At 42.3% G+C, this 15158-nt stretch carries 13 protein-coding genes and 1 tRNA gene; 13 read left to right on the top strand and 1 reads right to left on the bottom strand.

All coding sequences use genetic code 11. From position 1 onward, the window contains the following. The first annotated feature begins 6 nt into the window (after positions 1-6). The 12 genes from ABTV07_RS15020 (at position 7) to ABTV07_RS14965 (ending at position 13016) form a co-directional block, all read left to right on the top strand. Complete coding sequence (locus ABTV07_RS15020; protein ID WP_433743492.1) at positions 7-624, top strand: XTP/dITP diphosphatase; 618 nt, start codon at positions 7-9, stop codon at positions 622-624. Beyond that, the gene (locus ABTV07_RS15015; protein ID WP_433743490.1) at positions 621-1130 is read left to right on the top strand and encodes a metallophosphoesterase; all 510 of its coding nucleotides are present in this window, start codon (positions 621-623) and stop codon (positions 1128-1130) included. The genes ABTV07_RS15020 and ABTV07_RS15015 overlap by 4 nt, the downstream gene beginning before the upstream one ends. Positions 1131-1226: 96 nt before the next feature. Then, positions 1227-1303, top strand: a tRNA-Arg gene (locus ABTV07_RS15010). Positions 1304-1460: 157 nt separating this feature from the next. Further along, on the top strand, positions 1461-2483 hold the full coding sequence (locus tag ABTV07_RS15005) for a tetratricopeptide repeat protein (protein WP_433743488.1): 1023 nt from the start codon (positions 1461-1463) through the stop codon (positions 2481-2483). Positions 2484-2660: 177 nt separating this feature from the next. Continuing rightward, on the top strand, positions 2661-3947 hold the full coding sequence (tig, locus tag ABTV07_RS15000; RefSeq protein ID WP_433743486.1) for a trigger factor: 1287 nt from the start codon (positions 2661-2663) through the stop codon (positions 3945-3947). A 277-nt stretch (positions 3948-4224) separates the two neighbouring features. Continuing rightward, positions 4225-5496: an ATP-dependent protease ATP-binding subunit ClpX gene (gene clpX, locus ABTV07_RS14995; RefSeq protein WP_433743484.1), complete on the top strand. Its 1272-nt coding sequence runs from the start codon at positions 4225-4227 to the stop codon at positions 5494-5496. Between the two features lie 189 nt (positions 5497-5685). Continuing rightward, positions 5686-7356 carry an ATP-dependent protease LonB gene (lonB, locus tag ABTV07_RS14990; RefSeq protein WP_433743483.1) on the top strand — a complete coding sequence of 557 codons (1671 nt, stop codon included), beginning with the start codon at positions 5686-5688 and terminating at the stop codon, positions 7354-7356. A 219-nt stretch (positions 7357-7575) separates the two neighbouring features. Then, entirely contained in the window at positions 7576-9900 is a 2325-nt protein-coding gene (gene lon, locus ABTV07_RS14985) for an endopeptidase La (RefSeq protein WP_433743481.1), read from the top strand. Continuing rightward, entirely contained in the window at positions 9897-10478 is a 582-nt protein-coding gene (gene yihA / locus ABTV07_RS14980; RefSeq protein WP_433743479.1) for a ribosome biogenesis GTP-binding protein YihA/YsxC, read from the top strand. The genes lon and yihA overlap by 4 nt, the downstream gene beginning before the upstream one ends. A gap of 293 nt (positions 10479-10771) precedes the next feature. Further along, positions 10772-11515 carry a transporter substrate-binding domain-containing protein gene (locus ABTV07_RS14975; protein WP_433751286.1) on the top strand — a complete coding sequence of 248 codons (744 nt, stop codon included), beginning with the start codon at positions 10772-10774 and terminating at the stop codon, positions 11513-11515. A gap of 127 nt (positions 11516-11642) precedes the next feature. Beyond that, positions 11643-12239: an amino acid ABC transporter permease gene (locus tag ABTV07_RS14970; RefSeq protein ID WP_433751283.1), complete on the top strand. Its 597-nt coding sequence runs from the start codon at positions 11643-11645 to the stop codon at positions 12237-12239. Positions 12240-12278: 39 nt separating this feature from the next. Then, positions 12279-13016: an amino acid ABC transporter ATP-binding protein gene (locus ABTV07_RS14965; RefSeq protein ID WP_433743477.1), complete on the top strand. Its 738-nt coding sequence runs from the start codon at positions 12279-12281 to the stop codon at positions 13014-13016. A gap of 36 nt (positions 13017-13052) precedes the next feature. Here ABTV07_RS14965 and ABTV07_RS14960 read toward each other — a convergent pair whose 3' ends face one another. Beyond that, positions 13053-13541, bottom strand: coding sequence for a LiaI-LiaF-like domain-containing protein (locus ABTV07_RS14960; RefSeq protein WP_433743475.1), 489 nt, complete (start codon positions 13539-13541; stop codon positions 13053-13055). Between the two features lie 259 nt (positions 13542-13800). Between ABTV07_RS14960 and hemA the strand changes: the two genes are divergently transcribed. Next, positions 13801-15147, top strand: a complete 1347-nt coding sequence (gene hemA, locus ABTV07_RS14955) for a glutamyl-tRNA reductase (protein WP_433743473.1) — start codon at positions 13801-13803, stop codon at positions 15145-15147. Positions 15148-15158 lie beyond the last annotated feature (11 nt).

The following is a 15158-nucleotide window of genomic DNA, read 5'->3' as shown; positions in this document are numbered from 1 at the left end:
GGGAAAATGTCTGCGTCAAATACCATTATTATCGCTACTAAAAACAAAGGGAAAGCAAAGGAATTTGTCCAAATGTTTGCTCCATATGGAGTAGAAGTGAAGACGCTTTTGGACTTCCCGGATGCACCGGATATCGAAGAAACAGGCAGCACATTTGCTGAAAATGCAATCCTGAAAGCGGAAGGCATTTCGCAAACCATGAATACGATTGCGATTGCGGATGATTCCGGTCTAGCAATCGACGCGCTTAACGGCAGACCAGGAATCTATTCTGCCCGCTATGCAGGTGAACAAAAAGATGACGAAGCCAATATGGATAAAGTATTGGCGGAACTGATCGATGTCCCGGGAGAAGACCGGTCAGCAAGGTTCCATTGTGCTTTAGCTGTGGCCATTCCTGGAAAGGAGACGGTGACAGTCGAAGGGACATGCGAGGGAAGCATCCTTCTTGAACGAACAGGTACGAATGGTTTCGGCTATGATCCAATCTTTTTTGTAAAGGAAAAAGGAGTGGCAATGGCAGAACTATCCCCGGAAGAAAAAAATCAAATCAGCCACCGGGCCAATGCGTTAAAGAAGCTTAGCGGCATGATTGGCCAATTGATTGAAGGGGATGCGGAATGAAGCTCCTAGTTGTCAGCGACAGCCACGGTTCATCAGAAATTCTGAAGGAACTCGCAGAAAAGTATTCCGGCATGGTTGATGCGATGATTCACTGCGGCGACTCGGAATTAGACGCGGATGATGAAGCGATTGTTCCATTCATTACGGTAAGGGGCAATTGCGATATGGATGCCAGATTTCCTGAGTGCCAGGTTAAAACAATTCACGGAAACAAGGTTTTCGTAACCCACGGGCATTTATTCGGCATTAAAATGTCACTGGACAGGCTTTATTACCGCGCGAAGGAAGAAGGAGCCGATTTCGTATTTTTCGGACATTCCCATTTAGTTGGAGCAGAAAGAATTGAAGATACGATTTTTTTGAATCCAGGGAGCATCCTCCTGCCGCGTGGAAGAGCGGAAAGAACTTATGCCATTGTGGAGAAACTGCCGCAAAAGGTCGAAGTGAAAATCTATGATGAAGCCCATGCAGAGCTTGATGATCTGAGAACGGAATTCTCTTTTTAAAATAATTTTTAGGGAGAAATTAATTTTCTCCCTAAAACCTGTTGACATACAGTAGCTATATGAATATAATAAAAAATGTCTTAACAAACACTTCATGTCCCAGTAGCTCAGCCGGATAGAGCATACGCCTTCTAAGCGTACGGTCGGGAGTTCGAATCTCTCCTGGGACGCCATTACACTACATACTTAAGTCTGCCTTAATTGGCAGGCTTTTTTTGTATATAAGAAAGTTGAAAATTAGACAAGATAATTGGATAATGAACAAATAACATTGACTTGGAAAAGTATTATCATTATTAATTACTTTTAAAGATATAAAGGCGGTACCTTATGAAGAAAAAAGTAAAAAAAGAAGGAAATGTAGTCTACCTGCCAAATCTAAAGGACAGATATCTTGAGGTTGGCCTCGATCATCTGAAAGCACAGCACTTCAAAGAAGCCATCGAATCCCTTGAAAAAGCCAGGGAACATAATGAAGAACAGGAGCAGGGCGATATTGATATGGCCCTTGCCATTGCCCTCTATGAATCCCGTAGATATGAAGAAGCGAAGGACATATGCCGTGACCTTTTGCATAAGGGGGTAGGGGATTATTTTGACATAGTAGATCTTTATTTGATGTCGCTTATTCAATTAAAGGAACATAAAGAAATTGAATCCGTCATCAAGATGCTGTTTGAAGAGAAAGAAGTGCCTCCGGAAAAGGCCGAGCACTTTCAAAAGCTTCTTCAATTCAGTGAAAGAATTGCCCATACCACATCCAGCGAAAACGATGAACCTCTTGTGGAAGTAGCAGATGAAGCAATACAGGGATTGTCAGAAAAAAGTCTTGAAGAACAGACTCTTTTCATCGCCCAGCTGGCAGATCGGAATATCCACCCGTATTTGCAGGAGCTGATGGGATTCCTTGCTTCCGAAAGCAGCCATCCATTCCTCCAGACCATGGTCCTTAACACATTAAAGGAGCACGGGGTGGAAAAGACCATCACAATCAATAAACTCAATATGGAGAGCGTAGTGGTCCCTGCTGAATTATCGGAACCTTTCAGCACTCCTTTCTTTGCCGGCCTATCAGAAAAACTGGAAGATGCATTCTCCCATGAAAGCCCTACTCTATTAGAACAGACGATGGATATTGTAAGGCGCCATGCTTTCCTTTATTATCCCTTCTCCCTGTTGGATGGAGATATCGATCTTGCAGCAGCTGCCTATCAAACCTTGATGCAAGGATACTATGGAGATATGCCTCCAATCGATGAAGCAGCGGAGCAATATGGGGTAAATGCAGCTGAATTAGAAGCGGGGATTACACTGCTGCAAAGGCTAGAAGAAATTTCTTTACCGATTCTATAGGTCTTTGTTGAAACAAAAAAAACGTATGTTATAATGAAATGGTTGTAATATGTATTTCAGAGGCATATTCTTTTTTCATTTTTTAAGAGGTATTGATGATAGAACGTTTTTCATTAAGCCTAAAGAAATGATGTAAACTAAAAAACTTAACAAATATAGATTGTTGGAGGGAAAAGTATGTCAGTAAAATGGGAAAAGCTAGAAGGAAACCAAGGAGTATTGACTGTAGAAGTAGATGCAGAAACAGTTAAAAACGGCTTGGATTCTGCATTCCAAAAAGTAGTTAAGCAAGTCAACGTACCAGGATTCCGTAAAGGTAAAATGCCGCGCGGAATGTTCGAACAACGTTTCGGTGTAGAATCTTTATACCAGGATGCTCTTGATTTCATTCTTCCTGAAGCATATGCAAATGCTGTTGAAGAAGCGGGAATCACTCCTGTAGATCGTCCGGAAATCGACGTTGAGCAAATGGAAAAAGGCAAAGAGTTGATCTTCAAAGCGACTGTAACAGTTAAGCCGGAAGTGAAACTTGGCGAATACAAAGGCCTTGAGGTTGAAAAAATGGATGCAGAAGTATCCGATGAAGATGTCGACATGGAATTGAAGACACTTCAAGAGCGTCAAGCTGAGCTTGTGGTAAAAGAAGAAGGTAAAGCAGAAAATGGCGATACTGTCGTAATCGATTTCGAAGGCTTCGTTGATGGTGAAGCATTCGAAGGCGGAAAAGCTGAAAACTACTCTATCGAACTAGGTTCAGGTACATTCATCCCAGGCTTTGAAGACCAATTGGTTGGAGCAGCTTCCGGAGAAGAAAAAGATGTGGAAGTTACTTTCCCTGAAGAGTACCATGCTGCTGAATTAGCAGGCAAACCAGCTACTTTCAAAGTGAAAGTGCACGAAATCAAAGCGAAGGAACTTCCTGAGCTAAATGATGAGTTTGCTAAAGATGTAGATGAGGAAGTTGAAACACTTGACGCATTGAAGGAAAAAATCAAAAATCGCCTTGCGGAAAGCAAAAAGAACGAAGCAGAGCAAGTTCTTCGCGATACTCTAGTAGAAAAAGCTACTGAAAACAGCGAAGTTGATATTCCTGAAGCAATGGTCAACACAGAAATTGACCGTATGATGCAAGAGTTTGAACAACGCCTTCAAATGCAAGGTATGAACCTTGAATTGTACTTCCAATTCTCTGGTCAAGATCAAGATGCTCTTCGCGGACAAATGAAAGAAGATGCTGAAAAGCGTGTACGCATGAACTTGACTCTTGAAGCAATTGCGAAAGCTGAAAACCTGGAAGCAACTGATGCAGAGGTTGAAGAAGAACTTTCAAAAATGGCTGAAATGTACAATATGTCAGTTGACAACATCAAAAATGCTTTAGGCAACGTTGATGGATTGAAAGCAGATCTTCAAATCCGTAAAGCTGTAGAATTTCTTGTAGATAATAGCAAAACTGCTGCATAATATAGAATAAAGATCAAGATGAAACAAGGCGCGAAATACTCGTGCCTTGTTTTGTACAAAAAAATATACATAATTATTGAATACAAAGGCCTGATTAGGGAAATTCCTGTAGGGTAGGTTTTTTTACATAATGAAATCGAGTGTTAACGTTACTTGTCTTTGAGAGAAATATGTTACAATGCAATACATAACAATTTTTTGGGATTTTGGCTTCGAAACAGCCAAAGCCCGACATATGTTCAAGAACAATAGAGCTTTTAAATAAGGGGTGAACTCATTGTTTAAATTTAACGATGAAAAAGGACAATTGAAATGTTCTTTCTGCGGAAAGACTCAGGATCAAGTCCGTAAATTGGTTGCAGGTCCTGGTGTGTATATATGTGACGAATGCATTGAGCTTTGCACAGAAATCGTAGAAGAAGAACTTGGGACGGAAGAAGAAGTTGAGTTTAAGGATGTTCCGAAGCCAAAGGAAATTCGTGAAATTCTTGATGAATATGTTATCGGTCAGGATCAAGCCAAAAAATCATTGGCTGTTGCTGTGTATAACCATTATAAACGCATCAATTCCAACAGCAAGGTAGACGACGTTGAACTTGCCAAGAGTAATATCTGTCTGATTGGACCTACAGGAAGCGGTAAAACGCTTTTGGCACAAACACTTGCTCGAATTTTGAATGTTCCTTTTGCCATTGCTGATGCAACATCTTTAACAGAAGCTGGATATGTAGGAGAGGATGTAGAAAACATCCTTCTAAAGCTAATCCAAGCTGCTGATTATGATGTAGAAAAAGCTGAAAAAGGAATCATTTACATCGATGAGATTGATAAAGTGGCAAGAAAATCAGAGAACCCTTCTATTACTAGAGATGTATCTGGTGAGGGTGTCCAACAGGCATTGTTGAAGATCCTTGAAGGAACTGTCGCAAGCGTTCCACCACAAGGAGGACGCAAGCATCCGCATCAGGAATTCATCCAAATCGATACAACGAATATCCTATTCATTTGCGGCGGGGCATTTGATGGAGTAGAGCAAATCATCAAACGACGCCTTGGTCAAAAAGTGATCGGATTCGGTTCCGAAGTCAAGAAGGACGAAGTGGATGAAAAAGCATTGCTATCCAAAGTCGTTCCTGAAGATTTGCTTCGCTTTGGTTTGATCCCTGAATTTATTGGACGTCTTCCAGTCATTGCGAGCTTGACTCCACTTGATGAGGATGCACTGATTGAAATTCTGACAAAACCTAAAAATGCATTGGTGAAACAATATCAAAAAATGCTTGAATTGGATGAAGTCGATTTGGACTTTGAAGATGACGCATTGATTGAAATCGCTAAAAAAGCGATCGAAAGAAAAACCGGTGCCCGCGGACTGAGATCTATCATCGAAACGCTTATGCTCGATGTGATGTTCGAACTTCCTTCAAGAGATGACATCAAGAAATGCATCATCACGAAGGATACAGTCCTCGAAAACAAAGCACCAAAACTGCTATTGGAAGACGGCACCATCGTCTCTGCAAGCGAAGAAACAAAGACATCTGCTTAACATACATTGGCGAGCATTTGCCAAGACTACGATCATTTAGTAGCCGCGAAGAATGCGAGCGTTTGTCATAAGTCTGAAGGGCCCGGAAAAGGATAACTTTTCCGGGCCTTTTTCATCCGAAATTTGGTTTATTCCCTCTTTTTGACGGAGATACTATTGGTATCAAGCAAGACAAATGGAGGGATAGCTATGGGGTGGACAGGTATAGCATTATTGATTCAATTATTCTTTGGAATCATCATAGGCTTATACTTCTGGAATCTACTGAAAAGTCAGCGCACACAAAAGGTATCAATCGATCGAGAGTCCAAAAAAGAAATGGACCAGCTGCGCAGAATGAGATCGATTTCTTTGACAGAACCGCTTGCAGAAAAAGTTCGGCCCAGCCGCTTCGAAGATATTGTTGGTCAAAAAGATGGAATCAAAGCTTTAAAAGCTGCGCTTTGCGGACCCAATCCGCAGCATGTGATCATCTATGGTCCACCTGGAGTCGGAAAAACGGCAGCTGCCCGATTAGTTTTGGAAGAAGCCAAGAAACAATCTAAATCCCCTTTCAGACCAAACTCAGTTTTCGTAGAATTAGACGCAACGACAGCAAGATTCGATGAAAGAGGAATAGCAGATCCGCTAATCGGCTCTGTCCATGACCCCATCTATCAAGGGGCAGGAGCCATGGGACAAGCTGGAATCCCACAGCCAAAGCAAGGGGCAGTATCCAATGCCCACGGGGGAGTCTTATTCATCGATGAAATCGGTGAGCTTCATCCCATTCAGATGAACAAGCTCTTAAAAGTGTTGGAAGACCGGAAAGTATTTTTAGAAAGCGCTTATTATAGCGAAGAAAATAATCAAATCCCCACTCATATTCATGATATTTTCAAGAATGGACTGCCGGCAGATTTCCGTTTGATCGGAGCCACCACCCGTACACCTAATGAAATTCCTCCTGCTATTCGTTCCAGATGCATGGAAGTGTTTTTCCGAAATTTAGAACAGGAAGAAGTTAAGATTGTAGCCAGGCAGGCTGCTGAAAAAGTCTCCCTATCCATTAGCGAAGAAGGATTGGATACACTCTCCAATTATGCGAGAAATGGAAGGGAAGCAGTGAATATGGTGCAAATTGCTGCTGGATTGGCTATAACAGAGGATCGCGGTTTCATTAAAGATGAAGATATTGAATGGATGGTCCATTCCAGTCAGATGAACCCGAGGATGGACAGGAAAATAGCAGCAGAAAGTACAATTGGGCTTGTCAATGGACTTGCTGTTACAGGGCCAAACAGCGGATCCCTGCTCGAGATCGAAGTAACAGTCATTCCTTCGAAAGATAAAGGATCCATCAATATAACAGGAATCGTAGAAGAAGAAAGCATCGGGGATCGGGGGAAATCGATCAGAAGGAAAAGTATGGCTAAAGGATCCATTGAAAACGTATTGACAGTATTGAGGGCTATGGGAGTTCCGGCTGATCAATACGATATTCATGTCAACTTCCCAGGCGGCATTCCGGTAGATGGGCCGTCAGCTGGAATTGCCATGGCGACAGGGATTTATTCAGCCATCTATAAGATTCCAGTCGATAACACAGTTGCTATGACTGGTGAAATCAGCATCCACGGATTTGTTAAGCCGATTGGGGGAGTCCTGGCAAAAGCGAAGGCTGCTAAATTGGCTGGAGCTAAAAAGGTCATCATCCCACAGGAAAATATGCAATCCATTTTGGATGAAGTGGAGGGGATCGAAATCATCCCTGTCACTCAATTGGAAGAAGTGTTTCAATTATCCTTGCTGAACTCAAGGGAAAACAGCATCGACCTTTTTAAGCCAAGCATCGGAAGCCAAGATAAAAAAAGCGTGTAATCGCCTGGTTCTCTCCTCGAAATATATCATGGAGTACTTTTTGAAGTTGCTTGATATGTTAAAAGGAGAGCCGGGTTTTTTGGTTTCAAAGAGGTATGATTTCTTTTTTATTCCATTAAGCTCTAGAATGGACACCCTTTGGCAAATGAGTTAGAATTGTACAAAGACTTATTGTCTAGGCCTTTGTGTGAAAGGAATTGCATTTAGGAGGTGCGCTGAATGGCCAAGAAAAATGAAAACATCGTTCCCCTCCTTCCGTTAAGAGGTTTGCTTGTTTATCCGACTATGGTCCTGCATTTGGATGTGGGCCGTGAACGATCTGTACAAGCGTTGGAACAGGCGATGATGGATGACCATCTAATTTTTCTAACAACTCAAAAAGAAGTTTCTATAGATAACCCTGAAGAAGATGACCTGTATAAAATGGGGACTTTGACAAAAGTAAAGCAAATGCTCAAGCTTCCCAATGGGACCATCCGGGTTTTAGTGGAAGGGCTGAACAGGGCTGAAATCACAAAATTCCATCATGAAGATGATTTCTACTCTGTTGAATTGAACATTTTTGAAGATGATGAGGCAGCTGATGCAGAACTTCAAGCATTGATGAGGACGATGCTCGAATACTTTGAACAATACATAAAGATTTCTAAGAAGATTTCTGCTGAAACTTACTCGACTGTTGCGGATATCGAAGAACCCGGCAGGCTGGCGGATATTGTTTCTTCCCATCTTCCAATGAAATTGAAAGACAAGCAGGAGATCCTCGAAACACTTGATGTGAAGGAAAGATTGAATCGAGTGGTTGAAATCATCCTGAATGAAAAAGAAGTGCTCAATCTTGAGAAGAAGATAGGGCAGCGCGTAAAGAAATCAATGGAACGCACACAAAAAGAATACTATCTGCGTGAACAAATGAAAGCGATCCAGAAGGAATTGGGAGATAAAGAAGGGAAAACAGGCGAAATAGCGGAACTGACAGAAAAAATCGAAGCAGCAGGCATGCCTGAATCTGCCAAGAACACAGCACTCAAAGAACTAGACCGGTATGAGAAAGTCCCGACAAGTTCTGCTGAAAGCGCCGTGATCAGGAATTATCTCGACTGGCTTATTTCCCTGCCTTGGTCAAAGGAAACAATGGATGACCTGAATATCCATAAAGCTGAAAAAATCCTGGAACGAGATCATTACGGACTGGAAAAAGTAAAGGAACGCGTTCTTGAGTACTTGGCTGTCCAGCAGCTGACGAAATCTCTGAAAGGTCCAATCCTTTGCCTAGCAGGACCTCCGGGAGTGGGTAAAACAAGCCTCGCTCGTTCCATCGCAGATTCCCTTCAACGAAAATTCGTCCGCGTCTCCCTTGGAGGGGTCAGGGATGAATCAGAAATCAGGGGCCATCGCCGTACGTATGTAGGTGCGATGCCTGGACGTATCATTCAGGGCATAAAAAAGGCTGGGACAAACAATCCTGTCTTCCTGCTCGATGAAATTGATAAAATGTCCAATGATTTCAGGGGCGACCCATCTTCTGCGATGCTTGAAGTATTGGACCCTGAACAAAACCATAACTTCAGCGACCATTACATTGAAGAGACTTTTGACTTGTCCAAAGTCATGTTCATTGCAACAGCGAACAATTTGGCAACCATTCCAGGTCCGCTGCGCGATCGTATGGAAATCATCACGATTGCCGGATATACAGAACAGGAAAAGGTCCATATTGCCAAAGATCATCTCCTTCCAAAGCAATTGAAGGAACACGGCCTGACAAAGAGCCAGCTTCAAGTGAAGGAAGATGCAATTGAAGGAATCGTACGCTATTATACGAGGGAAGCGGGTGTCCGCAGCTTAGAAAGACAGCTTGCTTCTATCTGCCGTAAAACCGCTAAGATCATCGTATCCGGCGACAAAAAGCGTGTAGTCCTCACAAAATCCAAGCTTTCTGAATTTCTTGGCAAGCCTATTTTTAAACATGGAATGGCTGAAGAGGAAAATCAGATCGGCGTGGCTACGGGACTTGCCTATACAACAGTTGGTGGGGATACCCTCCAAATCGAGGTTTCTTTATCACCTGGTAAAGGAAAGCTCGTCCTTACAGGAAAACTTGGGGATGTAATGAAGGAATCTGCACAGACTGCTTATAGTGTAGTAAGGTCCAAAGCGAAGGAACTTGACTTGGAAGAAGATTTTCATGAGAAATACGATATCCATATCCATGTCCCTGAAGGAGCCGTTCCAAAGGATGGTCCATCAGCCGGCATCACAATCACCACTGCCCTCATCTCAGCATTGGCCAATAAGCCGATACGGAAGGAAGTGGGAATGACCGGGGAGATCACTCTGCGCGGAAGGGTACTGCCGATCGGCGGTGTGAAGGAAAAGACGTTAAGTGCACATAGAGCGGGATTGACAACGATCATCCTTCCGAAAGATAATGAAAAAGATATTGACGATATACCTGAATCAGTTAGAAATGAGTTGAAATTCATATTGGTTTCTCATATTGATGAGGTATTGAAAAATGCGTTAGAAGGAGCCTCATCATGAAAGTGAATCAAGTAGAGCTAGTAATCAGTGCAGTAAGGCCAGAGCAATATCCGGACGAAACCATTCCCGAATTTGCCCTCGCAGGCAGATCGAATGTAGGGAAATCCTCTTTCATCAATAAGATGATCGGCAGAAAAAGCATGGCGAGGATTTCCTCAAAGCCCGGCAAAACACAGACCTTGAACTTTTACAAAATCGAGGAGCAGCTGTTCTTTGTCGATGTTCCCGGCTACGGCTTTGCAAAAGTTTCCAAATCAGAGCGGGAAGCCTGGGGGAAAATGATTGAAACCTATATCACCACACGGGAGCAGCTTGATGCGGTTATTATGATTGTGGACCTTCGCCATCCGCCTTCGAAGGATGATGTCATGATGTATGATTTTCTTAAACATTATGAAATCCCCTGCATCGTAGTAGCGACAAAAGCTGATAAAATCCCAAAAGGAAAATGGGATAAGCATATGAAAATTGTTAGGGAAACACTTGATTTTGACCCGCGGGATCAAATCGTCCTTTTCTCTTCTGAAACTGGATTGGGAAAAGATGAAGCATGGAGTGCAATAAAAAAATTCATGTAATAAAGATGAAGATGCTCAAACTATTGAGCATCTTCTTTTTTTATGGGTATAAATACCTGCCTTCTCAAAGCAATTGGAAGGATCCCGGAGGATAGGAAGGGATTTTGGAGAATTTGGGAGTTGATATGTTTACATTCCAAAAAATAAGGGAATAGGAAAGTAAGACCAGTTAAATGAATTTTGAGAAAATTCAATCTGACTGGTACGATTGTAATGTGTACGATAAAAATAGAAATCAGGGGGAATCTGAAAAAGTGAAAAAATGGATAACGAGTTTCATTATTGTATTGGCAATGGTCTTCATCTCTGCCTGTGGAGGGAAGACGACAACCAGCGATGGAACGAAGCTGGTGGAAAAAGGGAAATTTGTTTTTGCTACATCAGGTGAATTCAAACCGTTTAGTGTAACCGAGGCAGACGGAACAATGTCTGGGTTTGATATTGATGTAGCAGAAGCAGTGGCTAAAGAACTTGGCTTGGAGCCGGTCCAGAAAAAGTTCAAATTCGCAGGAATCGTGGAAGGTGTTAAATCCGGGCGCTTTGATGCAGCGGTAGCAAGTCATACGATTACAGAAAAAAGGCTGAAGAGTGTCGATTTTTCTACTCCATACTACTACTCAGGTCCTCAAATCTTCACGCGTCCTGACAGCTCCATCAAAACATTGGATGATCTTAAAGGCAAAAAAGTTGCTGTTTCCAAAGGATCTACCTATGCAGATATCGCTGAGAAAGTGACTGATAATATCAGTCAATATGACAGTGATGTAGTTGCATTGGAAGCTTTGAGTAAAGGGAAGAATGATGCCGTCATCACTGATTTCCTGACAGGAAAAGAAGCGATGGGAGCAGGGCTGAAGATTAAGGACCAGCAGCTGATTGAGCGCAGTGAACAGGCTATTGCTGTTGCGAAAGACAACGATCAATTGCTGAAGAAAATAAATGACGCACTTGAAAAACTGCGTAAAGACGGAACTTTAAAGAAAATCAGCGAAAAATACTTTGGCGAAGACATCACTGAGAACCCGGACGAAAAGTAAACGCAGTTTATGAAGGGCGAATGTACTTTGCGGTGCATTCGCGCTTTTTATTTAGTAATTGGGAGGGGATTAATAAGTGCACTTTTTAAATGCATTTGCAGATACTTACGACATATTTTTAAGAGGTATGAAGCTTACATTTGAATTAACTGTCATATCGGTATTCATAGCTATATTCATCGGATTGTTTTTTGCATTTCTGAAAATCTCCAAAATCAAACCGCTAGAGATTTTAGCGGATCTCTATATCTTCATCGTCCGCGGTACACCGCTTGTCGTACAAATCTTTGTTATTTATTACGGACTTACTTCATTGAATATATCAAGCTTCTGGTCTGTTGTGATCGGACTTGCATTCCATAACGGGGCTTATATTGCAGAAATTTTTCGCGGTGCCATCCAGTCCATCGACAAGGGGCAAATGGAAGCCGGGCGTTCACTGGGGATGTCAAGGGGATTGACCATGCGCAGGGTTGTATTGCCGCAGGCATTCCGAAGAGCGCTGCCTCCGCTTGGAAACCAATTCATCATCGCACTGAAGGACTCTTCACTGGCATCTTTCATTGGAATGTACGAATTATTCAGCGTCGCAACTACATTGGGCTCCAATAATTTCGACTACATGACATATCTATTGATAGTTGCAGTCTACTATCTCGTTCTTGTCTTTGTATTTTCTATGGCCGTCAAAGTGGCAGAACGAAAAATGTCTGTAGGAGATTGATCGGATTGAAGGTTTCAAGAGGAATGGAGGAATGGAAAAATGACTGAACAGGAAATGATTAGGGTAGAAAAATTAAATAAATCGTTTGGTGACTTACATGTCTTGAAGGGCATTGATATATCCGTTAAAGAAAGTGATGTTGTCTGTTTAATTGGAGCAAGTGGTTCAGGGAAAAGCACCTTATTGCGCTGCCTCAATTTTTTGGAAGTAAAGGATAACGGAAAGATTATCTTTGAAGGCGAACAAGTCGAACAGGAAACACATGATATCAATAAGATACGTCAAAAAGTAGGGATGGTGTTCCAGCATTTTCATTTATTTCCCCACAAAAGCGTCATTGAAAATATCATGGAAGCACCTCTCCATGTTAGGAAAATACCGAAGAGTCAAGCGTTGGAGGAAGCTAGGAGCCTACTGAAAAAAGTAGGATTGGCTGATAAGGAGAATGTCTATCCTTCTAAGCTATCGGGAGGTCAGAAGCAGCGTGTAGCCATTGCAAGGGCGCTGGCGATGAAACCTGATATCATGCTATTCGATGAACCGACGTCTGCACTCGATCCAGAGCTTGTCGGAGAAGTGCTCTCGACGATGAAGGAGCTCGCTGAAGAAGGAATGACCATGATTGTCGTGACCCATGAGATGGGATTTGCAAGGGAAGTGGCGGATTGGGTCGTTTATATGCATGACGGGAAAATCGTCGAAGTGGGCCATCCGGATGAAATGTTTGCAAACCCAAAAGAACAGCGGACAAGAGAATTTATAGAGTCTGTATTATAAATGAAGAAACGCCATGCCGCGACGGCATGGCGTTTTCTATTTTCTTTTGATAAATATAAGGTAAATGCCAATAATAATCAAAAGCACTGGCCAGAGATTCCAGGCAACGTCGACTTTATTCTCCAATATGCCGAACCAGGAAATGACTTTATCGTAAAATAGCAGGAGAATGGACAGCAGCAGGAACAGCAGCCCCTGGAATAAGCCATTCCCGGTCTTTTGATAGCGGAGAAGGAAACCGAGAGCGATGATAAGAATGAATGTACCGATATGATCAGGCCAAATGGCCAATTTGTTTACAACATGAAAGTGCAGACCGAAGCCGACTAATATGACACCGGGCAAGATGGCCTCATATTCTTGGGCCCAATATCCCTGTCCAAGGAAAGCAACCCCCACAATGATCAAGAGTGTTGGCCAAGTATAAATTTCTTTGAAAATAACAATATCCGCCTGCTGAAGATAGAAGTAAAGTCCGAAGCCAATCAGAATGATTCCCGGAAAGATTTTTTGATTTTTTTTCATTGTTTTCACGTCCTTGAGTAGCAAACTTGAAAAATTGGTGATTTTTTGGTACTGTACAAAAGGAAACATTTGTCGAAATATGAAATTTTACTGCTTTAAAAAGTGCTTCTTTGACGAATCTGTCTTTTGAGCACCATGGATAAAATAATAACACAGGTTGGATGGAAGGTTTCATGTTCTGTTCACATTTTTTTCGATTTAGGAAAAAAGGACGTGTTATAATTTTAGTAGAGATTTTATTTGGGGGTGTCATTTCAGTATGCACATCATAGTGGTTGGATTAAATTATAAAACTGCCCCTGTTGAGATTCGTGAACGTTTGTCCTTTAATGAAGCACAATTAGGAGAAGCGATGAATGCCCTGAAGAATAAAAAGAGCATTCTCGAAAATGTGATCATTTCCACATGCAACAGGACAGAAGTCTATGCAGTGGTGGATCAGCTTCATACTGGACGATATTATATTAAAGAATTTCTTTCTGAATGGTTTCAAATAGATAAAGAGGAGTTTACTTCACACCTATTTATTTACGAACAAGAAGGGGCTATCGAACATTTATTTAAAGTCGCAAGCGGTTTGAATTCAATGGTGCTTGGCGAAACGCAGATCCTTGGACAGGTGCGCAGTAGCTTTTTGCTGGCACAGGAGGTACAAGTGACCGGTACTGTGTTCAATCATCTATTCAAACAGGCTGTTACATTGGCGAAAAAAGGGCATTCTGAAACAGAAATCGGCTCCAATGCAGTTTCTGTCAGCTATGCTGCTGTAGAATTGGCGAAAAAGATTTTTGGTTCTCTTACAGATAAACACGTTTTGATTCTTGGTGCTGGCAAGATGGGGGAACTTGCCATCCAGAACCTTCAAGGCAGCGGCGCTACCAAGGTCACAGTCATCAACCGGACTTTTGAAAAGGCCCAGGCAGTGGCAGAGCGGTTTAATGGAGAGGCTAAAACACTTCAAGAGCTTCAATGTGCCCTTGTAGAAGCGGATATCCTTATCAGTTCTACCGGTGCAAGCGATTATGTGATCTCCAAGGAAATGATGGCTGGAGTCGAGCGACTTCGCAAAGGCCGTCCATTGTTCATGGTGGATATCGCAGTACCCCGGGATCTGGATCCATCCATCTCTGAACTTGAGGGAGCTTTCCTTTATGATATAGACGATCTTGAAGATATCGTTGAGGCTAACCTTGCAGAGCGAAGAAAAGCAGCAGATGCAATCATGCTGATGATTGAAGGGGAAATCGTTGCTTTTAATGAATGGCTGCGCATGCTTGGCGTCGTTCCAGTCATTTCAGCATTGCGGGAAAAAGCATTGGCGATCCAGGCGGATACAATGGAAAGCATTGAACGGAAAATGCCTGATTTAACAGACCGTGAAAGAAAGATTTTGAACAAGCATACTAAGAGCATCATCAATCAATTGTTGAAAGATCCGATTCTGCAGGCAAAAGAACTTGCAGGACAAAAGGATTCTTCAGAGAAACTTGATCTCTTTATGAAGATTTTCCACATTGAAGAGCAAGTTGAAAAGCATAAGCTGGCGGGGGCTAATGACCGCAGCGCCGCTTTTGATATGAAGACACAGCCTTCTTTCCAATCATAAGTGAGGTATCT

Origin of the sequence: Falsibacillus pallidus (assembly GCF_050990905.1) — a bacterium.
Taxonomy (GTDB): Bacteria; Bacillota; Bacilli; order Bacillales; family DSM-25281; genus Falsibacillus; species Falsibacillus pallidus_A.
Note: the sequence above shows the minus strand (reverse complement) of the source record. Positions and strands in the feature narration are given on the sequence as shown.